Here is a 25810-nt window from a genome sequence, read left to right on the forward strand (position 1 = left end):
TCAGCGCTTCGGCGGCATCGCGAAGGCAGCCTTGAGCTTGCCGATCGCGTACATGTTGGCGTCATGCGCGCCGCGCACGACCTGCCCCATGCCGAACATCTCGTGCGTGACGCCCGGAAAGGTGCGCTGCTCGACCTGATCGCCCGCCGCCCGCATCGCGGTGGCGAGCGTCTCGCCGTCCGAGCGGAGCGGATCGATCTGCGCGTTGATGATCGTCGTCGGCGGCAGGCCGCGCAGGTTCGCCTTAACCAGGTTGATCCGCGGATCCATCTGATCGGCCTTGGTGGTCGAATAATAATAGCCGAACCAGTTGAGCATCGCGGTGTTGAGCGGCTTCGCGTTACCCGAATCGGTGCGCGACGGCAGCGTCATGCTGCTGTTCGCGATCGGATAGACCGAGACGATATGGAGCGGTCGCGCCACGCCTTCGTCGCGCGCGCGGATCGCGGTCGCGACCGCGAGGTTACCGCCAGCGCTCTCGCCGACGAACGCGATCTTGCGCGTGTCACCGCCCCAGCTTGCGGCGTTCTGCAGGACCCAGCGATACGCCGCGAACGCGTCGTCATGCTGCGCGGGGAACTTGAACTCGGGTGCGTGGCGATATTCGACAGAGACGACGATCGCGTTGAGTTGCTTCGCCAGCAGGCGCGGCGCGGCATCATAGGTATCGACGGTCGCGATCACCCAGCCACCGCCGTGATAATAGACGACGATCGGCAGCTTGGCACCCGCCGGCGCGTTGGCGGGACGGTACACGCGGCCGAACTGCTGCGCATCGCTGCCATAGGGCACATCGCGCGTCGTGACGCTCGCGTCCGGCGTGGTGGCCATGCCCTTGGCGGCCATGACCGCCTTGGCGGCATCGGCGGCGGAAGGGTTGATCCGCGCCTGCGCCGGGGTCAGCGTCTCGACCGGCTTCGAGCTCAGAACGGCGAGCTGGTCGATGACCGCCTGCATGTCGGGCGCTGCCTTGGGGGGCGCCATCTTGGTCGCGGGCGGCGGGGGCGGGGGGGCTGCGGTCGGCGTGGCCGCGGACTGCGCGAAGGCGCTCCCCGTCGAGGCGACGAGGACGGTGGCGAGCAGCAAGGCTCGCTGGGTGATGATACGCATGGAATACTTCCCTGTTGACGACGCCGTTTGGCCATCAGTCGAACACGCACGCGGGCCATGCCGTTCCCGAAACGCGGGAAAATCGTCCCGGACCGGGATCAGGCCGGACCGTTCCGCGGCCGGTTCAGGGAAGCATCGCGCGGAGCGCCCGGACGATTTCGCCGCGCTTGAACGGCTTGGCCACGATCAGATGATCGGCGAATTGTTCCGGGATCATGCTGTTGCTGTCGTATCCGGTGGTGAAGACGAACGGAATGCCACGGTCCTGCGCGATCGCGGCGGCTTCCCACGACATTTCGCCATCGAGATTCACGTCGAACAAGGCCGCGTCGATCGCTTCGGTACGGACGAGCGCAACCGCCTCGTCGAGCCGCATCGCCGGACCGACCATCTGCCATCCGATGTCGGCGATCGCATCCTCGATCTCCATCAGGACCAGCGCGGAATCCTCGACCACCAAAATCCGCTGGGTCGGGCGGGGCGGGGCGGTGATATCGGCCGCCTCGGGATGGACGGTGGCTGACGTCTCCGCGGCCGGGCCAGACGTGAGGTGCAGCGCGGAGGCGGGCACCATGATCGTGCAGATCACGCCGGTGGAAGGGAAGGACAGCGCCGACGTGCCGCCGGTCTCCATTGCCAGCGCGCGTTCGATCAGCGTCGATCCAAAGCCACGACGCTCGGGTTCGGTCACGACCGGGCCCTCGCTCTCGCGCCAGACCAGATGCAGCGCCCCGTCCGGCGCCATCTGCCAGAGAACTTCCAGCTTTCCGGTGGCGATCGACAAGGCACCATATTTCGCTGCGTTGGTCACGAGTTCGTGCACCGCAAGCGACAGCGCGAGCGCGGCCTTGGGCGTCAGCGAGACGTTCGGGCCGACCAGCGTGATCTCGCCCTGCTGCATGCGGTAGGCGTCGAGTTCCTCCTGCAGCAGGCTTTCGATCGACACGCTTTCCCAGCGGCTCTTGGTGAGCAGGCTGTGCGCCCGCGACATCGAGCGGATCCGCCGGTCGAGACCGGCGGTGAAGTCGGCCAGGGAATTGGCGCTGCGGCTGGTCTGCGCGACCAGCGCCTGGATGTTGGCGAGCGTATTCTTTACGCGATGATCCAGCTCGGCCATCAGCAGTTGCTCATGTTCCCAAGCGCGCAGCCGTTCACGCGCAGCGGCGTCGATCCGGCGCAGCACGATCTCCAGCAGCGACACACGCAGGTCGAAGGCGGCGTCCTGATCCGAGTTCGACCACGGTGCCGATTGCTGTCGGACGGTTTCGGTCCAGACCTCGAACGACTTGCGCGGCGTCAGCCGGTCGCCGTTGGGGCCTTGCTCGACCGGCTTGTTCGGGTCGCCGCCCCACCGCACGGTCTCGAGCACTTCGGGGCGGAACCACAGGATGAAATCATGCGGTTCGCGCGAGACCGAGATCGCGAGCAAGCCCGAGCCGAGCCCGGAATAGGCCGCAGCGGGGGGGTACACTTCGGCAAGACGGTCGGTGGTGAAGACGCCTTCGAACGGCTGCATCGTCGCGGTGAGCCAGTCGGTCAGCGCCGCGATCTGATCGTCGGACGGGGTCGTTCCCAGCACCGAGATCCCGTCGTTGACGCGGATCGCGATCCCGCCTTTCGACTGGCCGAGCCGAAGCGCGAGGCCGCCCGCCGCGACATAGCCGAGCAACGCCTCGCGCTGCGCGACGAGTCCGATGGCGTAATCGTCTTCGTCTGCCAGGGCGTGCAGGATCGTGTTGAGCGCTGCGCGGGATTCCAGGCGTTTCGCAAGGCCTGCGGCACGCAACCGGGCTTCCAGTTGCAACGAGAAGATCGAGCCGAACAGCTCGCACACCGCGCGGAGATGCCGCGGCAGCCGGCGCGGGGTGCGATGATGGCAGGCGATCAGGCCCCAGAGCTTGCCCTCATGGACGATCGAGATCGACATGGAGGCGTTCACCCCCATGTTGCGCAGATATTCGCGGTGGATCGGCGACACGTCACGCAGCACCGCCTGGCCTAGGTCGATCGGGCGACCGCTGCGCGGGTTGAGGACCGGCAGGACCGGCGCGGGCTCGTAATCGACTTCGGTGATGAGCCGCAACGTGCTGGTGAGATACAGCGCACGCGCCTGCTTCGGGATGTCCGACGCGGGATAATGGAGATCGAGGAACGGGGTGAGATCGTCGTGCCGCGCTTCGGCGAACACCCACCCCGATTCATCCGGCATGAAGCGATAGACCATCACGCGATCGTAGCCGATCACGGTACGTACCCGCTCGGCGGCCCACTGGCAGTATTCGTGCAGGTCCGGCGCGTCGCCAAGCCCGTCGAACATTTCCTGCACGCACGCGAGCGGATCGACGACGTGCCGGTTGGCAAGATCGGCATCCTCGAACTCGATCAGCAACGCGCCGTCGCTCAGGTGTATGCTCGCATCGGTCGGATGCCCCGCGACGATCCGCAGGACCGGGTCGAGCAAATGCCGGGGGCGCTGGAGGCTGGATGCGCGCACCAGGTCCGCGATCCGCCCGAGCTGTTCGTCGGAGACGACCCCGGCGAGCGGCTGGCCCAGCAAGTCGGCGGCAGGCTTGCCGAGCAGCCGCTCGGTATCGCCCGCGAGCTGTTCGATGACCAGCCGTTCCGGGTCGACGACGAGCAATACGCCGTGTGGCAGGATACGTCCCGGAATATGGATCGGCTCGCGATCGCAATTGGTCAGGTCGACGGTCGCCGGGGCGGGGTTATTCGGCATCGGTATCGCCCCATCGATCCATCCAGCGCTCGAACGTCGTGAATGTCGTAATCGCGGCGCGGGTCGCCGCCGCCCGCTGATCGACCCCGGTGCAGGTCGCCTCCAGCGTCTGCACGAACCCGCGCCAGCGACCGGCCTCGATGCCGTCCCCGCTCAGGAACCGCGTCGGGAAGGTCCGCGGCAGCGCGCGCGCCATCACCTGGCCGCCGAGCGCAGCCCCGGCGAGGACATAAGCCGCACCCAGCCGTTCCGGCATGGTCCCGCCGATCGCGAGGGGCGGGCACTGCGGCAGCGCCGCGATCGCTTCACGGCTGAGCCCGAGCAGAAGCAGATCGTTGACCAGCCGCGCGCTTGCCTGCCCGTTCATTCCGGCAAGCGGTTCGACCGGCGCGTAGAAACCGAACGAGCGTGCGAGCAGATTGCGATACGCCCCGCGCCCGATGCTGCCGTCGGCGGCCCGGGCATATCCCGGGTGGCGATGCATACGCTGGTGAATGGTGTCGGTTGCATCGCGGAGGACGAAGCGAAGGTCGGGCCGGGGCTGAACTGGGATACGGTCGGCAAGCGCTTTATGCATCTGATCCCCGCGATGAAGGCTGTCCAACGACGAACGACGGTTGGATCGCCCCCGTCGCGACACATCCCGGATGTTGCGTCTTTCCAAATGTCGCACAACCACAAACGCGGTAGATCGACAATATGGACGAGGCGGAACGTTAACTCAAATTACGAACAAAGAAGGGCACGATAGGCGACACTTGCTGGAAGGCCGCCGGCCAAAGGCGTGATACCGCAGTTATCTCTTTGAAAAACCATCTGCTACTTCGCGGATCACGAACCAGCCATCTGGCAGATAGTCGAGCGCCATATAAAAGTAGAAGGCGCACGACCCGTCGCGTCGGTAGCTCGCGCCCTTGACGATCCCGAGCGCGGTGGTGCCGGTGAAGACCGGCGAACCGCTGTCGCCCCCTTTGCAGGTCGGGCCCGCTACGGTGACCCAGGTCGGCAGACAGGGCCCGCCGCACAGATCCCCCGCCGGCGCAAAATCGGTGAGCTGGACGATCGCGCAGCTATAACCGGTCCGCTCGCCGCGGTGGCAGACGAAGTCGCCCGCGCGGGTGCTGGTGCGACTGCGCTGGCCGGTGACCGCACGGACCCGCGTCTTCGCATTGTCGGCGAAGAAAGTCGGCGCGAGCGGCTCGGGCGAGGCGTTGATCTGGACATCGCGATAGCCCCAGCCCCATTGCGCAACGAATGGCAGCGCGACGCGCTGTCCGGAGCGATCGCGGTAGCTCAATTCGTCGACGCAATGCGCCGCAGTGGTGATCGCGCTGCGCGTGCCGTCGGTGACCGCGAAGCCGGTGGTGCACAGGTAGCGTTTGCCGTCGCCCGGATCGACCCCGTCGACCCGCGCGCCGCCCTCGACCGCGAGGTTGACGTCGACATGGTCGAGCGCGCGGACCTGCACCGGGACGCCCGCGATCGCCTCGACCCGGTGTCGGATGACGTCGACGCCATCGGCCGCATCGGCATTGCCGATCGTGATGACCAGTTCACCGGTCCGCGGGTCGAGCCCCATGCCGGGCGGGGTCTTCAGGGCGGCGCGGATCGCCGCCTGGTGGTTGGTCATCGCCCAGATCACGCGCTCGCGCGTGACGCGCGCGCCGGTGCGGAAGATGATCGGGACGGTCGTGCTGCCGACCGTGACGTGCTGCTCTGCGACGGGCGTCGTGCCGGTGAGCGAAACCAGGATGTGATAGGTCGGGCGATGCTCGATCGCGATCCCGGCGAGGCGGGACCGGTACGCTTCCCCGATCCCATCGGTCGCGGCGACGCTTGCCGTCTGGGCGACGAGCCTCCGCTCGGCTTCCGCCGGGGGTACGGCGAACTGGCGGGCATATTCGGCCGCATCCTCGGCGAGCGCCTGCGCGGGGGTTTCGCGCGGGGGTGCCGGTACGGCGGGGACGGCGGTCACCGGCAGGATCGTCACGACCGGCGGCGTCGGCTGGCGCGACGGGATGACCTGGGCCGCAAGCGGCGTCGAGAGAAGCGAGAGCAGCGCTCCGGCGAGCTTTGAGATACGCACCATCGCGATCTACCAGCTTCGACGGGACGACGCGAGGTTGCAAAGAACCCACCGTCACCCCGCGGCTAGCGCCGGGGTGACGATGGGGCAGGGCGGCCGGATCGTTCAGCGGATCAGTGCGTGCATGCCTCGAATGGCAGGTCGAGTGCTTCGGCGACGGCTTCGTGCCGGATCTTGCCGTTCGACACGTTGAGGCCGTTGGCGAGATGCACGTCCGCCGCCATCGCGCCTTCCGCACCCAGGCCGGCGAGCTTCAGCACGAACGGCAGCGTCGCATTGTTGAGTGCGAACGCGGAGGTGCGAGCGACCGCGCCGGGCATGTTGGCGACGCAATAATGGATTACGCCGTCGACTTCGAACACCGGGTCCTCATGCGTGGTCGCATGGCTGGTTTCGAAGCAGCCGCCCTGGTCGATCGCTATGTCGACGAGCACCGAGCCGCGCTTCATCGTCTTGAGCATGTCGCGGGTGACGAGCTTGGGTGCCGCCGCGCCGGGGACGAGCACCGCGCCGATCACGAGATGCGCGTTCTTCACCGCCGCCGCGATCGCCGCCTTGCTGGCATAAGCGGTCTTGATCTGGCTGCCGAAGAACATGTCGAGTTCCGCCAGACGCGCGTTCGAGATGTCGTAGATCGTGACGTCCGCACGCATGCCGACCGCCATCTGCGCGGCGTTGACGCCGGACACGCCGCCACCGAGGATCGCGACACGTGCCGGGGCGACTCCGGGGACGCCGCCGAGCAGGACGCCGCGACCGCCTTGTTCCTTTTCGAGATAATGCGCGCCCACCTGGATCGACATGCGCCCCGCGACTTCGCTCATCGGCTTGAGCAGCGGGAGCGAGCGGTCGTGAGCGGTGACGGTTTCATACGCGATGCAGGTCGCGCCAGACTTCATCAGCCCTTCGGCCTGCGGTTTGTCGGCGGCGAGGTGGAGATAGGTGAACAGCAGGTGGCGGCTCTCGAGCAGCGCGATCTCGCTTGCCTGCGGCTCCTTGACCTTCACGATCATGTCGCTCTGCGCGAAGACCGTGGCGGCATCGGGGACGATCGTCGCGCCGGCCGCGACATAATCGGCGTCCTCGAAGTCGATGCCGAGGCCAGCGCCGGTCTGAACCGACACAGTATGCCCGGCGGCGACCAGTTCGGCGACCGACGGCGGGGTCAGGCCGACGCGATATTCGTGGTTCTTGATTTCCTTGGGGACACCGACGCGCATGTGAACTCTCCAGTTTTGATTTTTGCCAGAATACCCCTGTCGGGCGGAAATGTGCTTGCAAAGTTGCCGCCTGGCGGTGCGTTTACGGGAAATGATTGCGTTCGATGTTCATGGGTCGCAATGGCATCGCGCATGGACAGTATCGACGGCAAGATCATCGCGCAGCTTGGCGCGGAGTCGGGGATCACCAGCGAGGATCTCGGCAGCCGCGTCGGCCTGTCGCCATCGGCGGCGCATCGGCGGGTCAAGGCGCTCGAGCAGCAGGGCCTGATCCTCGGCTATCGCGCGCGGCTGTCGCCGGCGGCGCGGGGCAATCCCTCGACCGTCTTCGTGTCGGTGACGTTGACCGACCAGCGGCAGGCGACGATGATGGCGTTCGAACAGGCGCTCGTGCGGACGACGCAGGTCAGCGAGGCGCATCTGATGAGCGGTGAATCGGATTACTTGCTGAAAGTGCTGGTCCGCGAGGACGATAGCTACGAGCGGATTCATCGCGAGGTGCTTTCCGCCTTGCCCGGCGTCCACCGGCTCGTGACCCAATTCACGATCCGGACGCTGGCGAGCGAGGCGTGAGCGGTGCGTTGCGAGGGGGGCGGGCGCATGCTATTGCGCCGCACCATCGAGGCCCCGGCATCATGCGGTCATTCTTGGCCTATCCGTTTCAAATCGGTTTGAAATTCAGCGCATTGTGAGCATCGTGAACGCATCCGCGACGGACCTGACGACCGCTGGCGACTCCGCCGCGATCGAACCCCAGCATCGTAAGAACGGCCTTGCCCGCCTCGCGCTCGGCGCGGTTGGCGTCGTGTTCGGCGATATCGGCACCAGCCCGATCTACGCCTTCCGCGAAACCTTCGCCGGGCATCACAAGCTCGCGGTCGACGCGGTTCATATCATGGGCGTGGTCAGCCTGATCTTCTGGTCGATGATGATCGTGGTGACGTTCAAATATGTCACCATCCTGATGCGCGCGGACAACAAGGGCGAGGGCGGGAGCCTTGCGTTGCTCGCGCTCGTCAACAATCGGACGACGACGCGGCGCTGGTCGCGCGGGATCGTGCTGCTCGGCGTGTTCGCGACGGCGCTGTTCTACGGCGACAGCATGATTACGCCTGCCGTTTCGGTCTTGTCGGCGGTCGAGGGGTTGAAGGTCGCCGCGCCCGGCCTCGGGCAGTTCGTCCTGCCGATCGCGATGGCGATCGTGATCGGGCTGTTCTCGATCCAGCGCAGCGGGACCGCGCGCGTCAGTCTGTTCTTCGGGCCGGTGATGCTCGTCTATTTCGCGGTGATCGCGACGCTCGGTGTGCTGAGCATCATCGAGACGCCGCAGATCCTGTGGGCGCTGTCGCCGCAGCACGCGTTCGAATTCTTCGCGCTGGACCCGGTCCGCGCGTTTCTCGCGCTCGGGTCGGTCGTGCTCGCGGTGACGGGCGCCGAGGCGCTCTATTCCGACATGGGGCATTTCGGGCGCAACCCGATCGGCATTTCGTGGCTGTGTGTCGTCCTCCCGGCCTTGATGCTCAACTACATGGGGCAGGGCGCGTTGCTCTCGCGAATCGGCCTGCCCGCGCTCGAAGCGCCGTTCTACATGCTTGCGACCGAACAGCTTCGCCTGCCGCTGGTGCTGCTGTCGATCGCGGCGGCGGTGATCGCGTCGCAGGCGGTGATCTCGGGCGCGTTTTCCGTCACGCATCAGGCGATCCAGCTCGGCTTCATCCCGCGGCTGCGGATCGAGCATACCAGCGCGGCGACGGTCGGGCAGATTTACCTTCCGCTGATCAACTGGATCCTCGGCACGATGGTGCTGCTGCTGCTGGTGTTCTTCCGCAGCTCGTCCAACCTCACCTCAGCCTACGGGATCGCGGTGACCGGGGCGATGCTGATCGATACCTGCCTGTTGTCGATCGTGCTGTTCCGGCTGTGGCGCTGGCCCGTGTACTTCGCGGTGCCGCTGCTTGCCGTGTTCTTCTTGGTCGACGGCGCCTATTTCAGCGCCAACCTCACCAAGATCCCGTCGGGGGGCTGGTTCCCGTTGCTGGTCGGCTTCTGCATCTTCGTGGTGCTGACGACCTGGTCGAAGGGGCGGCAGCTGATGATCGACCGGATGCGCGAATCGGCGATGCCGATCAAGGTGTTCATCCAGTCCGCCGCGACCTCCGCCACGCGCGTGCCGGGGACGGCGGTGTTCATGACCTCCTCGCCCGAGGGGGTGCCGCACGCGCTGCTCCACAATCTCAAGCACAACAAGGTGCTCCACGAGCGGATCATCCTGCTGACGGTCAAGATCGCGGACGAACCCTATGTCCCCGAGGGGCAGCGCTGCTCGATCGAGGATCTCGGGCAGGGCTTCCACCGGATGATCTTGCGCTACGGCTTCGTCGAGGAGCCGGACGTCCCCAACGCGCTGGCCAACGTGCATCGCTGCGGGGCCGATTTCCGCATGATCGACACCAGCTTCTTCCTCGCGCGGCAGACGTTGCTGCCGTCATCGCGGCCGGGGATGATGATCTGGCGCGAAAAGCTGTTCTCGTGGATGCTGCGCAACGCCGAGAGCGCGATGGAGTTCTTCCGCCTGCCGACCAATCGCGTGGTCGAACTGGGCAGCCAGCTCGAGATTTGATCATGGATGGAGCGACGGGTGCGCCGATCATCGTGACGGCGCTGTTCGGCGCGGGCGACGCCGCGTATTTCGACGAGCTGCGCCGGGCGCACTTTCCGCCCGAACGCAACCAGTTGGCTGCGCATTTGACGATGTTCCATCATCTCGCGCCAAGTCTCGAGCGCGAGCTCAAGCAGCGGCTGACCGCGGAGACGCGCGGCATTCCCGCGCCCGATGCGCGGATCGCCGGGGTGATGTCGCTCGGGCGCGGCGTGGCGTTCCGCATCGATTCGCCCGCACTTGAAGAGATTCGCGCCGGGCTCGCCGAGGCGTTCGAGACGCTGCTGACGCCGCAGGACCGCGCCGGGTGGCGGCCACACGTCACCGTGCAGAACAAGGTCGACCCTGCCGTCGCCAAGGCGCTGAAAGCCACGTTGGAGACCGATTTCCGGCCACGGACGGTACGCATCGCCGGCCTGGCGAGCTGGTGGTATCGTGGCGGACCGTGGGAACCGTTGTCGCGCCATAATTTTACGTGAAAAGGCGGTTGACCGCGCGGCCGTCCCGCTCCTATAGCGCCCCCTCTTCGATACGGCTTGGCGGAGTAGCTCAGTTGGTTAGAGCACGGGAATCATAATCCTGGGGTCGGGGGTTCAAGTCCCTCCTCCGCTACCAAAACGGTAGCGCCGCCGTATCGAACTGCTAATCGAAACCTCTCACGACAAAAAAAGGAGAGGTTCCGTGTTCAGTCACATTATGCTCGGATCGAACGACATGGCCGCATCGCGGGCGTTCTACGATGCGACGATCGGCGCGCTTGGCGGCACGCCAGGACGCGACGATCCGTCGGGACGGGTCTTCTACATGCACGGCGGCGGGTTGTTGATCCTGACCAAGCCGATCGACGGCGAGCCCGCGTGCCACGCCAATGGCGGGACGATCGGATTCAAGGCTGATTCGCCCGAGGCTGCGGACGCTTGGCATGCGCCGGTGTGGCGGCTGGCGGCACGCCTTGCGAAAATCCTCCCGGCATCCGCGAAGGCGCGCTCGGCAAGCTGTACCTCGCCTATCTCCGCGATCCCGCCGGCAACAAACTGTGCGCGATGCATCGCGTGCCTGCCTGATACCGCAATCCGCGCGCCGGTCTTGCTTGACGCGGCGCGCACACCATGTTGTCAGCCGGCCCGTCGCGACCCTAAACGCGGCGGGCCGACAGGACGAAAGCGACCATGACCACCCATACCACCCGCATGTTGATTCTCGGTTCGGGCCCGGCCGGCCTCTCCGCCGCCATCTATGGCGCGCGTGCGGGGATGAAGCCGATCCTCGTCCAGGGCATCCAGCCCGGCGGCCAGTTGATGACGACGACCGACGTCGAGAATTATCCCGGCTTTGCGGACGTGATCCAGGGCCCGTGGCTGATGGAGCAGATGCAGAAGCAGGCGGAGCACGTCGGGACGCAGTTGATGTACGACACGGTGGTCGAGGTCGACCTGACGCGCCGCCCGTTCCGTCTGATCGGCGATAGCGGGGATGTGTACGAGGGCGACGTGCTCGTCATCGCGACGGGGGCGCAGGCCAAATGGCTCGGGCTCGACAGCGAGGACGCGCTCAAGGGCAAGGGCGTCAGCGCCTGCGCGACCTGCGACGGCTTCTTCTATCGCGGAAAGAAGGTCGCGGTGATCGGCGGCGGCAACACCGCGGTCGAGGAGGCGCTGTACCTGACCAACCATTCGCCCGACGTGACGTTGATCCACCGCCGCGATTCGCTCCGCGCCGAACGCATCCTGCAGGAGCGGCTGTTCGCGCATAAGGGCGTAACGGTGCTGTGGAACAAGGAAGTCGACCAGTTCGTCGACGGCGGCGGGACCGCAGGGCTCGTCGCGATCGATCTGATCGACACAGTGACCGGCGAGAAGTCGCGGCTCGACACCGAGGGCGGTTTCGTCGCAATCGGGCACCATCCTGCGACCGAACTGTTCCGCGGGCATCTCAAGCTCGACGACGACCATTATATCTGGACCGAGACCGGCTCCACCCGGACCAACGTTCCCGGCGTGTTTGCGTGCGGCGACGTGATGGATAAGATTTATCGCCAGGCGGTGACCGCGGCGGGGACGGGGTGCATGGCTGCGCTCGACGCCGAGAAGTTCCTCGCGGAAATGGAATTCGAAATGGCCGAGGCGGCGGAGTAGCCTGCCGCCTGCGGGGGGCGGCAAGTCTCGTTTGCAATGTTTCCCTCCCCGGCGAGGGCCGGGGCCCAGGAGCGAAACAAGCAATTGCGAGCGACGAGCTTCGTTACCTCGGCCGTTTCTTCTGGGACCCGGGCTGCGCCGGGGAAGCTGCTTCTATCAGCCTCAATCTGTCCCCAGACCCTCAACGATCTGGCGTTCCAGCCACGCTGCGTCGCTCACAGGGGCAAAGCTGTGGCTGGCGGTGTCGCAGGTCATGACGGCTGCGACAGGGTCGGCGACCGCAGCCCGAAACGCTATGGCGGTGTTGTCGCGCTCGGCGAGGAGGATCGTCACGCCGGATTGGCGCGCTCGCAGGGCCTCGCAAAAGCGTTGCGCGAGCGGTTGTGGACGCTGCGACCGGTTGCGCGACAGTTCGACAGTCCTCTGAAGAGTTTGCGCAAGCTGACGCCCCCCCGCGCCAGCCTGAGCCATTCGCGCGGGTCGCGCAGCTTCTCCGCGTAGCGCGCGCGGATCGCTGCGGCCGGGGGCAGGTCGTCGAACTGTTCGATCACCCACGGATTGGCGAGGATCAGCCGGTCGATTCCGGCAGCGTTCCCAAACAGCGCCAGCGCGGTGGCGGCATCGCAATTGCCGAAGGCGGCGAGGCGTTCGATCCCCGTTTCCGCGCGAAACGCCGTCGCGGCGGCGGCGATGTCGGGCGCGGACGACAGGAAACCGCCGTTCTCCCCGGTGGAGTCGCCGATTCCGCGACGGTCGAAGCGGAACACCGGGTGGCCCCGCGCAGCAAGCCGTTGCGCCAGCAGCGCCATGCCGCGATGCGCGCCGATCCGGATCTCGTTGCCGCCGGATACGATCAGCAGGCCGGTCTTGCCTTCCGCCTCGTCAAGCGTTGCGACCAGCGTCTCGCCCGCGCAGGGGAAGGTCATCAGCCGGCGCATGAGGCGATCCAGGCGGCGATATCCGCCGCAAGCACTTGCGCGAGCGCTGCGTCATTGTCGGGTTCCGCACGGCGCCAGAGCGGATTTGCTTCGACATAACGGTCGGCCTCGGCAGGGTCTCCGTTCAGCCGGAGCGTGCGCGTGACCAGCGTAGGCGCGGTCTCGGGCGCGGCGAGTTCGGCGAGGAAGGCGGCGGAGATCGGGTTGCCGGCGATTGGCCCCGTCGTCTCGGGCACGCGATGGAGGTTTCCGGCCTGCTGGATGCGCCGGAGGTGGCGCAACAGGTCCGCCTTGTCCTGCGGGGCGAGGCACCAGGGCGCCATCGCTGGCGGCGCAAGCAGCGCACCGCTGCGGATCGATACACAGAAGGGAAGGCGGCCCGTTGCGCGCATGACCTCGCAGACGGTGTGAAAGGCACCCTGCATGTCGCTCAGCGTGCACTCCTGCAGAGGAACGAGGCTCTCGCCTTGCCCCGGCAGATCCGGCAGCACGCTCGCGACCCCGCGGTCTGCAAGCGCCCGGCATACGCTCACTGCAAGCGCGCGGACGCGATTGGCTTCCTCGAACAGCGGCAGCGCGACCACCACGACCGGCCCGGTTTCGGGCCCGAAGCGCAGCATGACCTCACGGCCGCCGCGCCAGGCATAGTGGTCGATCAACCCGCCATCAGCGCGGCGCGTGCGCCGCAGCGAAGCGAACGAGCGCGCCGAGGGTCTCGAGCATGTCGCCGTCGACCTCGTCATCCTCGATCAGGATGCCGAGCCGCTCCTCGATCTCGGTCAGCAGTCCCGCGACCGCCATCGAATCGAGTTCGGGGAGCGCGCCGAACAACGGGGTTTCGTCCTCGAACGCAGCGACGCGCGCTTCGGAAAGGCCCAGCACATCGCGCAGACAGGCGCGGATGGTGGTGTCGATCTGGCCGTAATCTTCTGGAAGCACTGACAACCCCGGTTGAGGACCGTAATGGTGCGCTGCGATAGAGACTGTACGCCCCTCTGCCAAGGGCACGGCGCGCGGAGGCTTCACACGCGGCTACGGCGGGCTATCAGGGGACATGACCTCGCTCGACCCGATCCCGTTCCCGATCGACACGCTGCCCTTGCGCGGTGCGGCGTCCGATGTCGCGCTGATCGACCGGGCGGGCGTGCTCGATTTTGCCGGGCTCGAGCGGCTGACGGGGCAGGTGGCGGCGTGGCTTTCCGCGCAGAATCTCGCGCCGGGCGCGCGCGTCGCGAGCTGGCTGCCCAAGACTCGGCTTGCCTGCGTCTTGCCGATGGCGGCGCCGCGTGCGGGTCTGGTCCACGTACCGATCAACCCGATGCTCAAGCGCGCTCAGGTCGCGCACATTCTGGGGGATAGCGGAGCGACCGTGCTCGTGTCGCAGCCGGCCCGCCTCGAGACGTTGGAAAGCGGCGATATCCCCGACGGTTGTCTGACCCTGTTCGAGTCCGCGCTCGACCCCTCGATCCAACCGCTGCCACCGTCGAACGCTTCGGGAGATACGATCGCTGCGATCCTGTACACATCGGGATCGACCGGGCGGCCCAAGGGGGTGATGCTCAGCCATGCGAACCTGTGGCTCGGGGCGATCAGCGTTGCGCACTATCTCAACCTGTCTGCGGCCGACCGCGTGCTTGGCGTGCTGCCCCTCAGCTTCGATTACGGGCAGAACCAGCTGTTCTCCACCTGGGCGGCGGGGGCGAGTTATGCGCCGCTCGACTACCTGACCGCGCGCGACGTGGTGAAAGCGGTCGAGCGGCTCGCGCCCACGACGCTCGCGGGTGTCCCGCCGTTATGGGTCCAACTGCTTGAAGTCGAATGGCCGGAAACGATTGCAAACCACTTCAAAAGATTGACGAATTCGGGGGGGGCGCTGACAGCCCCGGTCGTCGCTGGGTTGTGCGCCCGTTTCCCGTCCGCGGACCTGTATCCGATGTACGGACTGACCGAGGCGTTCCGTTCGACTTACCTTTCGCCCGAACTGGTAGCGGACCACCCCGATTCGATTGGCCGGGCGATCCCGTTTGCCGAAGTGCTCGTCGTCCGCCCCGATGGGACATCCGCGGAGCCGGGCGAGCCGGGCGAACTCGTTCACGCGGGGCCGCTGGTCGCGCACGGATATTGGCAGGACCCCGAGCGCACCGCGATGCGGTTTCGCCCGGCACCGGCCTGGGTGGAGGCGTCCGGCATGGCGGTGTGGTCGGGGGATACGGTCGTGCGCGGGGCGGACGGACTGTTGCGGTTCGTCGGTCGCGACGACGAGATGATCAAGAGCGCGGGCAACCGGATCAGCCCGACCGAGATCGAGGAAGCCGTCGTCGCCGGTGGCGAGACCGTCGAGGCGGTCGCGCTTGGCGTCGCGGATGCGCGGCTGGGGCAGGCGATCCTCGTCATCGCGCGCGGCGACGGGACACGCGAGGCCGATCTCCGGGCGCGGTTGCGGCGCGACCTGCCGAGTTTCCAGCAACCCCAGCGCTATGTCTGGCGCGCGGACCTGCCGCGCAACGCCAATGGCAAGCTCGATCGCGCGGCAATCAAGGCAGAGATGACGTCATGAAACCGATGGGGACGATCCCGGGCGACTTTGACGCGGGCACGCCGCTGCGGATTGCAGGAGAAACCGCGAAAAACCTGGTCGCACGCGCCGGCGACACGCCCCTGTTCGTCTATGATGCGGCCATAGTTGGAGCACGGATCGCGCGCTTCCGATCGGCCATGCCGGCAGGCATCGACCTGCATTATGCGATCAAGGCCAATCCCTACGAGGAATTGCTTCGTTTCATGGCGCCGCTGGTCGACGGGTTCGACATCGCGTCCGCTGGAGAACTGGCGCTCGCTTTGCCCCACAAACACGCCCGCACGATCAGTTTCGCCGGCCCGGGCAAGCGCGACGACGAACTGGCAGCGGCGATCGCCGCGGGGATCACGATCAATGTCGAATCCGCGGGCGAGGCACGGCGGGCGCTGGCGATCGGCGAACGCGACGGCGTGACGCCACGTCTCGCAATTCGGGTCAATCCCGACATCGAGCTGCGCGGCTCGGGGATGCGGATGGGCGGGCGCGCCTCTCCGTTCGGGATCGATGCGGACCAAGCGGCGGAGGTCGCCCGCACGGTCATCGCGGGCGGGGCGGAATGGCGCGGCTGGCATATTTTCGCGGGCTCGCAGGCGCTCGACGCTGGCGCGCTCATCGAGACGCAGGCAGCGACGCTCGCGCTCGCGGACCGGTTGAGTGCGGATGTCGGCGCGCATCCGCCGCTGGTCAACCTCGGCGGCGGCTTCGGCATCCCATATTTCCCGGGCGAAGTGCCGGTCGACGTGGCGGCGATCGGCACCGCGCTTGGAGAACAGCTCGAAGGTCGCGACCGGGCCGGAACGCGCTACGCGATCGAACTCGGTCGCTGGCTCGTCGGCGAGGCAGGGGTCTATCTCACCCGGATCGTGGACAGGAAGGAGAGCCGCGGGGAGACGTTCCTCGTGGTCGACGGCGGCCTGCACCATCAGCTTGCAGCGACCGGGAACCTCGGCACAGTGGTCCGACGCAACTATCCGGTCGCGATCGCGAACGCCGTTGCGGACGCACCGACCGAGACGGTCAGCGTCGTCGGCCCGCTCTGCACCCCGCTCGACCGGCTCGCGGACAAAGTAACGCTGCCGGTGGCGCAGGTTGGGGATCTCGTCGCGGTGTTCATGGCAGGCGCCTATGGGCTTACCGCCAGCCCGACCGCGTTCCTCGGCCATCCGCACCCCAGCGAAATGCTCGTCGGGCAGGGCACGCAGCCCTAACGCTATCTTCACCCATTACCCGGCATAGCGTCCCGAATACCGCGCGCTGATGGCGCTCGGCGGGAGGTGTTTATGGTGTGCGTTTCGAGGACTTCGGTCGGTTTGCTGCTAGCGGGGATGGCCGTCGCCACGCTGGCCGGCTGTGCCGCCGGCGACCGCCCGGCGCTCCCGCAGGCCTCGTTCGTCGCCTCGCAAGACAAGCCGAGCGAGGAATATATCATCGGCCCGCTCGACCAGCTCAACATCTTCGTGTGGCGCAACCCGGAACTGTCGACCAAGGTCCAGGTCCGCCCCGACGGCCGCATCACCACGCCGCTGATCAACGACATGCCCGCAGTCGGCAAGACGCCGCGGATGCTCGCGGACGACATGAAGATTTCGCTTGGCGAATATATCAAGGACCCGATCGTCTCGGTGATCGTCGAGAATTTCGCGGGCACGTTCAGCCAGCAGATCCGTATCGTCGGCGCGACCGAGAAGCCAGCGTCGATCCCGTATCGCGCCAACATGACGCTGCTCGACGCGATGATCTCGGTTGGGGGCCTGAGCCAATATGCCGCGGGCAACCGCGCGCGGCTGGTGCGCTACGATCGCGCCACGGGCAAGCAGGTGGAATATGCGCTCAAACTGTCCCGGTTGCTCAAGGACGGGGACAGTCGAGCGAACGTCCGGCTCGAACCGGGCGACGTGATCATCATCCCCGAGAGCATGTTCTGAGGGCGCGGCGACGATGAACGGGCTTTTCGACGAAATCCGGCTGACGCTCTACGCGATCTGGCTGCGACGCTGGATCGCGCTGGGGGTGGCGTGGGGTGTGGCGCTGCTCGGCTGGCTGGCCGTGGCGCAGATCCACAACAGCTATGAATCGCGCGCGCGCGTCTTCGTCCAGATGCAGACCGTGCTGCCGAGCGCGGTCGGTATCACCGCGGCGGACCAGCAAAAGGACGTCGACACGATCCGCCAGACGCTGACCTCGGCGAGCAGCCTAGAAAAGGTCGTCCGCGGGACCGATCTCGCCGCCACCGTCCGGACCGATCGCGATCTCGCGGAACGGGTGGCAGGCTTGCAAACGGCGATCAAGATCACCGCGCAACAGGACAATCTGTTCGAGATCGTCGCGACCGGCGCGAGCCCCAAGGTCACGCGGCAGGTGGTGCAGAAGCTGATCGACCTGTTCGTCGAGCAGAACCTGTCGGGCGACCGTGACGAGACCAGCCAGAGCCTCACTTTCCTCGATGCGCAGCTGGCGCAGCGGCAGAAGCAACTCTCCGATGCCGATGCCAAGCGCACCGATTTCCAGAACCGCTATCTCGGCAGCCTGCCGGGGACGGGGTCGCTGACCGACCGCATGGGCGCGGCACGCTCCGCGATGGCGCAGGTCGAGAGCGATCTCGCGGCGGCGCAATCGGGGCTCGCGGCGATGAACGGGCAGATGGCAGGAACCCCCGCCACCATCGCTGGCATCGCCGGCACCGTCAGCGTCGGCCCGGCACGCGCGCGGCTGAGCGCAATCCAGGGCCAGCTCGCGGAGGCGCGCGCGAAGGGCGATACCGAGAACCATCCCGACGTCATCGCGCTCAAGGGGCAGCTTGCCGCCGCACAGGCGGCGGCGCGGGGCGAGCCGCTGGTCGGCGGCGGCGGTGTCGCAGCGGCGTCCAACCCCGCCTATCTGTCGATGCGGTCGATCCAGGCGGAGAAGCAGGCGCAGGTCGCCGCGCTCAGCGCCCGTCGCGCGCAACTCCAGTCCGATCTCGACTCGATCACCGCGAAACTGTCGGGCGACCCGGCGGTCGCCGCCGAACAGTCGCAGATCGAAAACGACTATCAGGTCTTGAAGGATTCCTACGCAAAGCTGCTGTCGGACCGCGAGGCGATCAAGCTGCGCGGGCAGGCACAGTCGCAGACCGATTCGATCAAGTTCAGCGTGATCGATCCGCCTTCTTCGCCGCGTGTCCCCGCATCGCCCAACCGCCCGTTGCTGCTGAGCGGCGTGCTCGTCGCGGCGATCGGCGCCGGCATTGCGGCGGCGTTCGCGCTCGGCCAGCTCAAGACGACCTTCCCGACCGCGGCGCGGCTGGAAAAGGTCGCCGGGATGCCCGTGATCGGCGCGATCGGGCAAATGCGCAGCGACGCCGAGATCGCCACCGCGCGGCGGATGGTGCTGTATTTTGGCGGCGGGGTCGCGGCACTGGGCGTGGCCTGGGTCGGACTGCTCGGGGTCGAGATGCTTCAGCGGGGATTTGCGGCATGATCGATCCATCGTCTCACAAGCCGCTCGCGTCGCTGCTGGAGCGTGCGGCCGCGCTTTACGATCTGGATGCGCATCGTCGCGCGCGCACGAGCGGAACCGGCGCTGCGCCGGGGATCGTTGACGCGGAATCGGCGCCCACCGCGCCCTCACGCATGCGCCCTCCAATGGCATCGGGGCCGGTCGCCAGCATCGACCGTGCATTGCTGGCGGAGCATGGGTTGCTCGTGCCCGGCGCACCGATCGGTCCGCTCGCGGAGGAATTCCGGCTGGTGAAGCGCCATCTGCTCGCGACCGCCCGCAGCCTGCGCGCGGAAAGCCAAGCCTTTGCGCGCACGATCCTCGTCACGTCCGCCAACCCGGATGACGGCAAGACCTATTGCGCGCTCAATCTCGCCATCTCGCTTGCGGCGGAACGCGACGTCGAGGTGTTGCTGATCGACGCCGATTTCGCCAAGCCGGACGTGATGAAGCGCGTGGGACTGGCCGAGGGACCGGGGCTGCTCGATGCGCTCGCCGATCCGACGATCGACCCAGAAGGCTGCATCGTCCGGACCGACATCGCGCAGCTCAGCCTGTTGCCGTGCGGGACCAAGAGCCACGCCGACACCGAACTCGTCGCGAGCGCGCGGACCGAACAGGTGCTCGCGGCGTTGCTGGCGGCGGATACGCGCCGGATCGTGATCTTCGATTCGCCGCCGGTCCTCGCCGCGTCGCCGGCGGCGCTGATCGCGGGGCGCGTCGGGCAGGTGGTGCTGGTGGTTCGCGCGGATCGCACCGGCGAGTCCGACCTGCGCGACGCGGTCGCGCTGCTCGATGATTGCGAGCAGGTGCAGCTGTTGCTCAACGCGGTCGCCTACGCCCCGGGCGGTCGTCGCTATGGCAGCTATTATGCGCAGCAGGACGACGCCTGATGCGGCGGCGCGTGTGGCCGGGGCTGGTCGTGACGCTCGGGCTTTTCGCGGTGCCTAGCGAAGCGGCACCACGCGACAAGGCTTTGGCACCGTATATCGAGATCAATCAGGCCGTCACCGCCGACCTCAACACAGACGACGTGCTGACCTATTCGACGGTTGCCGCCGGGGTCGAGGCATCGGTCCACAACCGCCGTGCGCAGGCGCAGGTCAGCTATCGCTACGAACATCGGATTTCCTGGGACAAGCGAGTCGGCGACGCGGACGTCCACAGCGGGCTCGCGCGCGGTACGATCACGCTCGCTCGCGGGGTGAGCCTGGAGGGCGGCGCGATCGCAACGCGCGTGCGTTCGGACATTCGCGGGGCGGCACCGGGCAACCTCGTCGGCAATGTCGACAATATCAGTCAGGTCTATTCCGCTTATATCGGCCCGACGCTTGCGCGGCATGTCGGCTCGGTCGGCGTGACGGCAAGCTATCGCTATGGCTATACAAAGGCCGAGGCCCCGGGCACGACCGGCGTCGCGGCGGGCAGTGTGCCGCTCGACGTGTTCGGAACATCGCAGAGCCACGTCGTCAACGCGAGCGCCGCGGTGAAGCCCGGGGCGGTGCTGCCGGTCGGGATCACTTTGTCCGGCGCTTATGAACGCGATAGCGCCTCGCAGCTCGTCCAGAAATACGAACAGTCCCTCGGCCGCGCGGATGCCACCCTGCCGGTCAGCGGATCCGTCGCGCTTACCGCCGGGGCGGGATATGAGAAGATCACCGTCACGCAGAAGGATCCGCTACGCGACGGCAATGGCGTGCCGGTCGTCGACAGTCGCGGACGGTTCGTCACCGATCCCACCGCCGCGCCCCGGATCGCCTATCGCACGGACGGACTGATCTACGATGGCGGCGTGCTCTGGCGCCCCAGCCCGCGCACGCAACTGCAGGCGCGGGTCGGGTGGCGCTATGGCGGGATGACCTATTCGGGTTCGTTCAGCTATGCCGCGAGCCGTGCGGTCGGTGTCCAGGTCGCGGTGTACGACAGTTTCGACACGTTCGGGCGCCAGCTGCGCGAGGGTCTCGCCGGTCTGCCGACGAGCTTCGTCGACCAGCCCGATGCCTTCGGGCAGCAGTTCAGCGGCTGCACGTTTGGGGCGGCGGGCGGCGCGGCGGGCGGCTCGGCGGGCGGGGCGACCAGTGCTGCGGCGGGCGGATGCCTCAACGGCGTGTTCCAGTCGATTTCGACCGCCGCCTACCGTGCTCGCGGGGTGGATGCGGTGCTGTCGGCGCGGCGCGGTGCGCTGAACGTCGGGATCGGCGGCGGATATGCCACGCGGCGTTTCGCGGCGCCCGAGGCTGGCGGCTTCAGCATCGACGGGGTGACCGACGAAAGCTTCTACGCGCAGGTCTTTGCGGGCGCACCGATCGATCGCAATTCGGGCGTCAACGGCAACGTCTTCGCCAATTATTACGAAAGCGGGATTGCCGCCGCGCCAGGCGTGTTCAGCACCGGCGCGACCGGGCTCTATTACCACAATTTCGGCCGGATCGCCGCGCAGGCATCGGCCGGTCTTTATTCGTTCAACCAGAAGGGTATCGACGATCAGCTGTCCGCACAGGCGCAGCTCGGGATGCGGTATCACTTCTGAAACGCCCGGGCGTGTATGGTTCCGGCGAGGATGGTGCAATGTACGACGATCATTACGGACTGACCGGTCGCCCTTTCCAGCTTACGCCGGACCCGCGTTTCTGGTTCGAGACCGCGACGCATCGCAAGGCGATGGCGTATCTCGGGTACGGCCTGTCGCAGGGCGAGGGGTTCATCGTCATCACCGGGGACGTCGGCGCGGGAAAGACGACGCTGGTCGGGCATCTGATGGCAACGATCGATCCGGCGCGCCTGCATGTCATCAAGATCGTCTCGACGCAGATCGAAGCGGAAGACCTGCTGCGGATGGTCGCGGGCGGGCTTGAGCTCGACGCGGAGGGGCTGAGCAAGGCGCAGTTGCTCGTCGCGATCGAGCGCGGGCTGCATGCGATCGCGCGAACCGGTCGGCGCACGCTGCTGATCGTCGACGAGGCGCAGGCGTTGCCGGTCGGCAGCCTGGAAGAACTGCGGATGCTGTCCAACTTCCAGACCGGCGGGCATGCGCTGGTGCAGATCTTCCTGCTCGGCCAGCCCGAATTCCGGACCCGGCTGCACGGGTCGGACCGACTCGAGCAACTGCGCCAGCGCGTGATCGCGGTGCATCATCTCGATCCGATGGAGCCAGAGGAAGTCGAACCCTATATCCAGCATCGCCTCGCGGTGGTCGGGTCGGCGGGGCGTCCCGACTTTACCCGGGAGGCCTTTGCCGCGCTCTACGCGGCGTCCGACGGCGTGCCGCGGCGCCTCAACCAGCTGGCGGGGCGTGTATTGCTGTTCGGCGCGCTCGAAGCGCTCGACACGATCGATCTCGAGGCGGTCGGAGCGGTGATCGCGGACATCGCGGGCGACATGCCAGGGAAAGCGACGGCACGCGAAACGCCGGCCGTTTCGAGGCGTCTCCCGGACCCGAAACCACTGCCGATCTTTCACGTTCCAGCGCCGAGCGAAGCGTTGCCGATCCGCTTCTCCGCCGCCCCGGTCGAGGGGGACGTTGCACAACCGGAACCATCTGCGCCGACCGCAGCCCCGCTTCCGGCCGATGCCGCGCTAGTCGCCCGGATCGAGTCGCTTGAGGCACGGATCGAGGAACAGGATGTCGCGCTGCGCCGCGTCCTGACACTGCTGGTCGACTGGGCGGAGACCGCGCACGGTCCCATCAGCGCCATCCAGCACAACGGGAAGTGAGCCGGATGCGTCATGCCATGTCGGTCGATGTCGAGGACTGGTTCCAGGTCGGCGCGTTCGAGACCGTCATCGCCAAGGCCGATTGGGTGAGCCTGGCGCCGCGGGTAGAGCGCAACACCGACGCGGTGCTCGCGCTGTTCGCCGAAAGCGGGGTCAAGGCGACGTTCTTCACGCTCGGCTGGGTCGCCGCGCGCTATCCCGCGGTGATCCGCCGGATCGTCGAACAGGGGCACGAGCTGGCGAGCCACGGCTGGGACCACGACCGCGTCTTCACGATGACACCCGATCAATTCCGTGCGGACATCGCGCGCGCGCGGGGCACGCTGGAGGATGCGGGCGGGGTGGCGATCACCGGCTATCGCGCGCCCAGCTTCTCGATCGATGCGCGGACCCCGTGGGCGCATGGCGTTCTAGCGGAGGAGGGCTACGCCTATTCGTCGAGCATCGCGCCGCTCAAGCACGACCATTATGGCTGGCCCGAAGCACCGCGCTACGCCTTCCGCCCGCTCGCCGGATCGCCGCTGGTCGAGGTGCCGGTGACGGTCGCAACCTTCGGCAACCGCCGCATGGCGACGGGGGGCGGATTCTTCCGGCTGTTCCCGGCCGCGCTGACCGACTTCGCGGTCCGGCAGGTCGATGCCGAGGCGCAACCGGCGGTCTTCTACTTTCATCCGTGGGAGATCGACCCCGGCCAGCCACGGGTCGGCAACGCGCCGTTCAAGTCGAAGCTGCGGCATTACAGCCGGCTCGGCGCGATGGCGGGAAAGCTGCGGGGGTTGATCGGACGGCATGACTGGGGCCGGATGGATGCGATCGTCGCCAGGCTCGGTCCCGTGCCGGTCGGGATGACCGCGGCGTGACCTTGCCGTTGCTAGCGACGCCGGTTGCGATCCGCGTGGCGGATCTCCGCAACGCGCAGGATCATGCCAGCATCGACGCGTTCGTGGGGGCGCATCCGCAAGCGACGCCGTTCCATCTCCCCGCGTGGAGCATCGGCGTCGCGCAGGGCTGCGGCCAGACCAGCCACACGCTGATCGCCGAACGGGCCGACGGGACGCTGGCGGGGATCCTCCCGCTGACCGAGGTGCGCTCGCCGCTGTTCGGCAAGGCGCTGGTGTCGAACGGCTTTGCCGTCGGGGGCGGTATCCTGACGGAAGAGGACGCGGCGGTCGGCCCGCTGGCGGACGCTGCAATCGCGCTGGCGGCGCGGCTCGGATGCCCGACGCTCGAACTGCGCGGCGGCGCGGTTCCAGCCGGGGAATGGTCGGTCGACACGACAACGTATCTCGGGTTCGTGAAGCCGATCCCGCAGGGAGACACCGATCTGCTTGCAGCAATCCCGCGCAAGCAACGCGCCGAAGTCCGCAAGGCGCTGGACGGGGATCTGACGGTAGCGATCGGTCGTGAGCCGGAGGACCGCCGTGCGCATTATGCGGTCTACGCCGAATCGGTGCGCAACCTCGGGACCCCGGTATTTCCCGCCAGGCTGTTCCGTTCGATCCTCGAACAATTCGGGGCGGACGCCGATATCCTGACGGTGCGGTCGGACGGGCTTGCGGTCGCTAGCGTGCTGAGCCTGTACTTCAATGGCACGGTCTATCCCTATTGGGGCGGCGGAACGCAGGCGGCACGCGTGCTCCGTGCGAACGACCTTATGTATCACGCGCTGATGGCGCATGCGCGCGCGCGCGGCTGCACGCGGTTCGACTTCGGGCGGTCGAAAGCGGGGACGGGGCCTGCCGCCTTCAAGAAGAACTGGGGGTTCGAGGGGCTTGCGCTGACATATGCCAAGCACGCGGCCCCGGGGTGTGAACCGCGCGAGATCAATCCGCTCGACCCGCGCTACGCGCGCAAGGTCGAGATGTGGAAGAAGCTGCCATTGTGGCTCGCCAACATCGTCGGACCGCAGATTTCGCGCGGGCTGGGGTGATGGGGGATATCCTGTTTCTCGGGCACCGCTTGCCCTTTCCGCCCAATCGCGGCGACAAGATTCGCGGCTATCATGTCATGCAATATCTGTCGGCACGCGCGCGGGTTCATCTCGTCGCCTTCGCGGATGACCGGCGCGACCTCGATCCGTCCGCCAAGCCCGAGGCGATGGCCGGAAGCCGGTCGGTCGTTTGGCGCGGCAAGTCGCAGGCGCGCGCAGCGATCGAGGCGCTGTTGTCGGGCAAGCCGGTCTCGCAGACCGCGTTCGACGATGCCGCGATCCGCGCAGCGGTAACGGACGTGCTCGCGCGGCATCCGATCGACACGATCTACGTCTTCTCGAGCCAGATGGCGCAGTATCTCCCGCGAAACCCGCGACAGCGCGTCGTGATGGATTTCGTCGACATGGATTCGGCGAAATTCGATGCCTACGCCGACACCGCTCGCTGGCCGATGCGCTGGCTGATGCGGCGGGAAGCACGATTGCTGTTGCGGCATGACGCCGCCGTCGCGCGCACGGCGGCAGCGAGCCTGTTCGTCAGTGAGGCCGAGGCTGCGCTATTCCGCACAAAGACCGGCCTGCGACACGTCCACGCGATCGAGAACGGCATCGATACGCGCCTGTTCGATCCCGTCGCGTCGTTCGTTCCAGCCGATCTTCCGCCGCACACGGTCGTATTCACCGGACAGATGGATTACCGCCCCAATATCGAAGCGGTGCTCTGGTTCGCGAAGGAGATCCTGCCGCTGATCCGCGCACGCCACCCCGACGCCGGCTTCAAGATCGTCGGCCGCGCGCCGACCGAGGCGGTGGTCGCATTGGCCGACCAGCCGGGCGTGACGGTGACGGGCGAGGTGCCCGACGTACGCGGCTGGATCGCGGCAGCGGCGGTGATCGTCGCGCCGCTGAAGCTCGCGCGCGGGGTGCAGAACAAGGTGCTCGAGGCGATGGCGATGGCGCGTCCCGTCGTCGCCTCGGTCGCGGCGGCGGAGGGGATCGATCACGCGGGGGCGATCCGCGTCGGCGCGGATGGCCCGGCGATAGCGGCAGCGGTGATCGCCCTGCTCGACGATCGCAGCGCGGCGGACCGGCTTGGCCTCGCCGCGCGCGCGCAGGTCGAGGCGCGGTATAGCTGGGAGGCGCGGCTCGCGCCGCTCGACGCGTTGCTGGGGCTGGGGCTGGACCTGGGGCCAGGACTTGCGCCCGCAAAACGCCCCGTCGCCGCCTGA

General features: G+C 67.2%; 23 protein-coding genes, 1 tRNA gene and 1 pseudogene. 16 read left to right on the forward strand and 9 right to left on the reverse strand.

Annotation, left to right across the window (positions count from 1 at the left end; translation table 11 throughout):
- The 5 genes from RI03_RS08990 to ald all read right to left on the reverse strand — a co-directional run bounded on the left by RI03_RS08990 (nt 1) and on the right by ald (nt 7150).
- A complete protein-coding gene (locus RI03_RS08990) occupies nt 1-1110 on the reverse strand; it encodes an alpha/beta hydrolase (protein ID WP_238542329.1) in 1110 nt (369 codons plus the stop codon).
- Between the two features lie 124 nt (nt 1111-1234).
- Nucleotides 1235-3844 (reverse strand): HWE histidine kinase domain-containing protein, encoded by a 2610-nt coding sequence (locus RI03_RS08995; protein WP_010216778.1) that lies wholly within the window; start codon nt 3842-3844, stop codon nt 1235-1237.
- Nucleotides 3834-4421 (reverse strand): biliverdin-producing heme oxygenase, encoded by a 588-nt coding sequence (locus RI03_RS09000; RefSeq protein WP_010216781.1) that lies wholly within the window; start codon nt 4419-4421, stop codon nt 3834-3836. The genes RI03_RS08995 and RI03_RS09000 overlap by 11 nt, the downstream gene beginning before the upstream one ends.
- Nucleotides 4422-4640: 219 nt before the next feature.
- Entirely contained in the window at nt 4641-5933 is a 1293-nt protein-coding gene (locus RI03_RS09005; RefSeq protein ID WP_010216782.1) for a hypothetical protein, read from the reverse strand.
- 110 nt (nt 5934-6043) lie between these two features.
- Nucleotides 6044-7150 (reverse strand): alanine dehydrogenase, encoded by a 1107-nt coding sequence (gene ald / locus RI03_RS09010; protein ID WP_010216783.1) that lies wholly within the window; start codon nt 7148-7150, stop codon nt 6044-6046.
- Between the two features lie 132 nt (nt 7151-7282).
- Between ald and RI03_RS09015 the strand changes: the two genes are divergently transcribed.
- The 6 genes and pseudogenes from RI03_RS09015 to trxB all read left to right on the forward strand — a co-directional run bounded on the left by RI03_RS09015 (nt 7283) and on the right by trxB (nt 11944).
- Nucleotides 7283-7723: an Lrp/AsnC family transcriptional regulator gene (locus RI03_RS09015; RefSeq protein ID WP_026046583.1), complete on the forward strand. Its 441-nt coding sequence runs from the start codon at nt 7283-7285 to the stop codon at nt 7721-7723.
- A gap of 115 nt (nt 7724-7838) precedes the next feature.
- Nucleotides 7839-9770: a KUP/HAK/KT family potassium transporter gene (locus RI03_RS09020; RefSeq protein WP_010216785.1), complete on the forward strand. Its 1932-nt coding sequence runs from the start codon at nt 7839-7841 to the stop codon at nt 9768-9770.
- Nucleotides 9771-9772: 2 nt separating this feature from the next.
- Nucleotides 9773-10288, forward strand: coding sequence for a 2'-5' RNA ligase family protein (locus RI03_RS09025; protein ID WP_010163648.1), 516 nt, complete (start codon nt 9773-9775; stop codon nt 10286-10288).
- 59 nt (nt 10289-10347) lie between these two features.
- Nucleotides 10348-10424: transfer RNA gene (locus tag RI03_RS09030), tRNA-Met, on the forward strand.
- Between the two features lie 66 nt (nt 10425-10490).
- Nucleotides 10491-10873: pseudogene (locus tag RI03_RS09035) on the forward strand (VOC family protein).
- A 105-nt stretch (nt 10874-10978) separates the two neighbouring features.
- On the forward strand, nt 10979-11944 hold the full coding sequence (gene trxB / locus RI03_RS09040) for a thioredoxin-disulfide reductase (protein ID WP_010163651.1): 966 nt from the start codon (nt 10979-10981) through the stop codon (nt 11942-11944).
- 162 nt (nt 11945-12106) lie between these two features.
- Here the strand turns inward: trxB and RI03_RS24610 are convergent, their stop codons facing one another.
- The 4 genes from RI03_RS24610 to RI03_RS09055 are packed head-to-tail and all read right to left on the reverse strand — an operon-like array spanning nt 12107 to nt 13821.
- Nucleotides 12107-12277, reverse strand: a complete 171-nt coding sequence (locus RI03_RS24610; RefSeq protein ID WP_238542330.1) for a hypothetical protein — start codon at nt 12275-12277, stop codon at nt 12107-12109.
- On the reverse strand, nt 12274-12882 hold the full coding sequence (locus RI03_RS09045; protein ID WP_010216788.1) for a hydrolase 1, exosortase A system-associated: 609 nt from the start codon (nt 12880-12882) through the stop codon (nt 12274-12276). The genes RI03_RS24610 and RI03_RS09045 overlap by 4 nt, the downstream gene beginning before the upstream one ends.
- The gene (locus tag RI03_RS09050) at nt 12870-13541 is read right to left on the reverse strand and encodes a hypothetical protein (RefSeq protein ID WP_010216789.1); all 672 of its coding nucleotides are present in this window, start codon (nt 13539-13541) and stop codon (nt 12870-12872) included. The genes RI03_RS09045 and RI03_RS09050 overlap by 13 nt, the downstream gene beginning before the upstream one ends.
- A 7-nt stretch (nt 13542-13548) precedes the next feature.
- Nucleotides 13549-13821: an acyl carrier protein gene (locus RI03_RS09055; RefSeq protein WP_010216790.1), complete on the reverse strand. Its 273-nt coding sequence runs from the start codon at nt 13819-13821 to the stop codon at nt 13549-13551.
- Nucleotides 13822-13936: 115 nt separating this feature from the next.
- Here RI03_RS09055 and RI03_RS09060 point away from each other — a divergent pair, with 115 nt between their 5' ends.
- The 10 genes from RI03_RS09060 (at nt 13937) to RI03_RS09105 (ending at nt 25810) form a co-directional block, all read left to right on the forward strand.
- The gene (locus tag RI03_RS09060) at nt 13937-15439 is read left to right on the forward strand and encodes an AMP-binding protein (RefSeq protein ID WP_010216791.1); all 1503 of its coding nucleotides are present in this window, start codon (nt 13937-13939) and stop codon (nt 15437-15439) included.
- On the forward strand, nt 15436-16668 hold the full coding sequence (locus RI03_RS09065; protein WP_010216793.1) for a pyridoxal-dependent decarboxylase, exosortase A system-associated: 1233 nt from the start codon (nt 15436-15438) through the stop codon (nt 16666-16668). Before RI03_RS09060 ends, RI03_RS09065 begins: the two co-directional genes overlap by 4 nt.
- Before the next feature lie 66 nt (nt 16669-16734).
- Nucleotides 16735-17385 carry an XrtA/PEP-CTERM system exopolysaccharide export protein gene (locus RI03_RS09070; protein ID WP_202949366.1) on the forward strand — a complete coding sequence of 217 codons (651 nt, stop codon included), beginning with the start codon at nt 16735-16737 and terminating at the stop codon, nt 17383-17385.
- Nucleotides 17386-17398: 13 nt separating this feature from the next.
- Entirely contained in the window at nt 17399-18919 is a 1521-nt protein-coding gene (locus RI03_RS09075) for an XrtA system polysaccharide chain length determinant (RefSeq protein WP_010216796.1), read from the forward strand.
- On the forward strand, nt 18916-19830 hold the full coding sequence (locus RI03_RS09080) for an AAA family ATPase (RefSeq protein ID WP_010216797.1): 915 nt from the start codon (nt 18916-18918) through the stop codon (nt 19828-19830). The genes RI03_RS09075 and RI03_RS09080 overlap by 4 nt, the downstream gene beginning before the upstream one ends.
- A complete protein-coding gene (locus tag RI03_RS09085; protein ID WP_010216798.1) occupies nt 19830-21467 on the forward strand; it encodes a hypothetical protein in 1638 nt (545 codons plus the stop codon). Before RI03_RS09080 ends, RI03_RS09085 begins: the two co-directional genes overlap by 1 nt.
- Before the next feature lie 38 nt (nt 21468-21505).
- Entirely contained in the window at nt 21506-22651 is a 1146-nt protein-coding gene (locus tag RI03_RS09090) for an ExeA family protein (protein WP_037515056.1), read from the forward strand.
- Nucleotides 22652-22656: 5 nt separating this feature from the next.
- Nucleotides 22657-23511, forward strand: a complete 855-nt coding sequence (locus RI03_RS09095) for an XrtA system polysaccharide deacetylase (protein ID WP_010216801.1) — start codon at nt 22657-22659, stop codon at nt 23509-23511.
- A complete protein-coding gene (locus RI03_RS09100; protein WP_010216803.1) occupies nt 23508-24581 on the forward strand; it encodes a FemAB family XrtA/PEP-CTERM system-associated protein in 1074 nt (357 codons plus the stop codon). Before RI03_RS09095 ends, RI03_RS09100 begins: the two co-directional genes overlap by 4 nt.
- Nucleotides 24581-25810 carry a TIGR03087 family PEP-CTERM/XrtA system glycosyltransferase gene (locus RI03_RS09105; RefSeq protein ID WP_010216805.1) on the forward strand — a complete coding sequence of 410 codons (1230 nt, stop codon included), beginning with the start codon at nt 24581-24583 and terminating at the stop codon, nt 25808-25810. Before RI03_RS09100 ends, RI03_RS09105 begins: the two co-directional genes overlap by 1 nt.

Source organism: Sphingomonas sp. PAMC 26621, assembly GCF_000251145.1.
Classification (GTDB): domain Bacteria; phylum Pseudomonadota; class Alphaproteobacteria; order Sphingomonadales; family Sphingomonadaceae; genus Sphingomonas.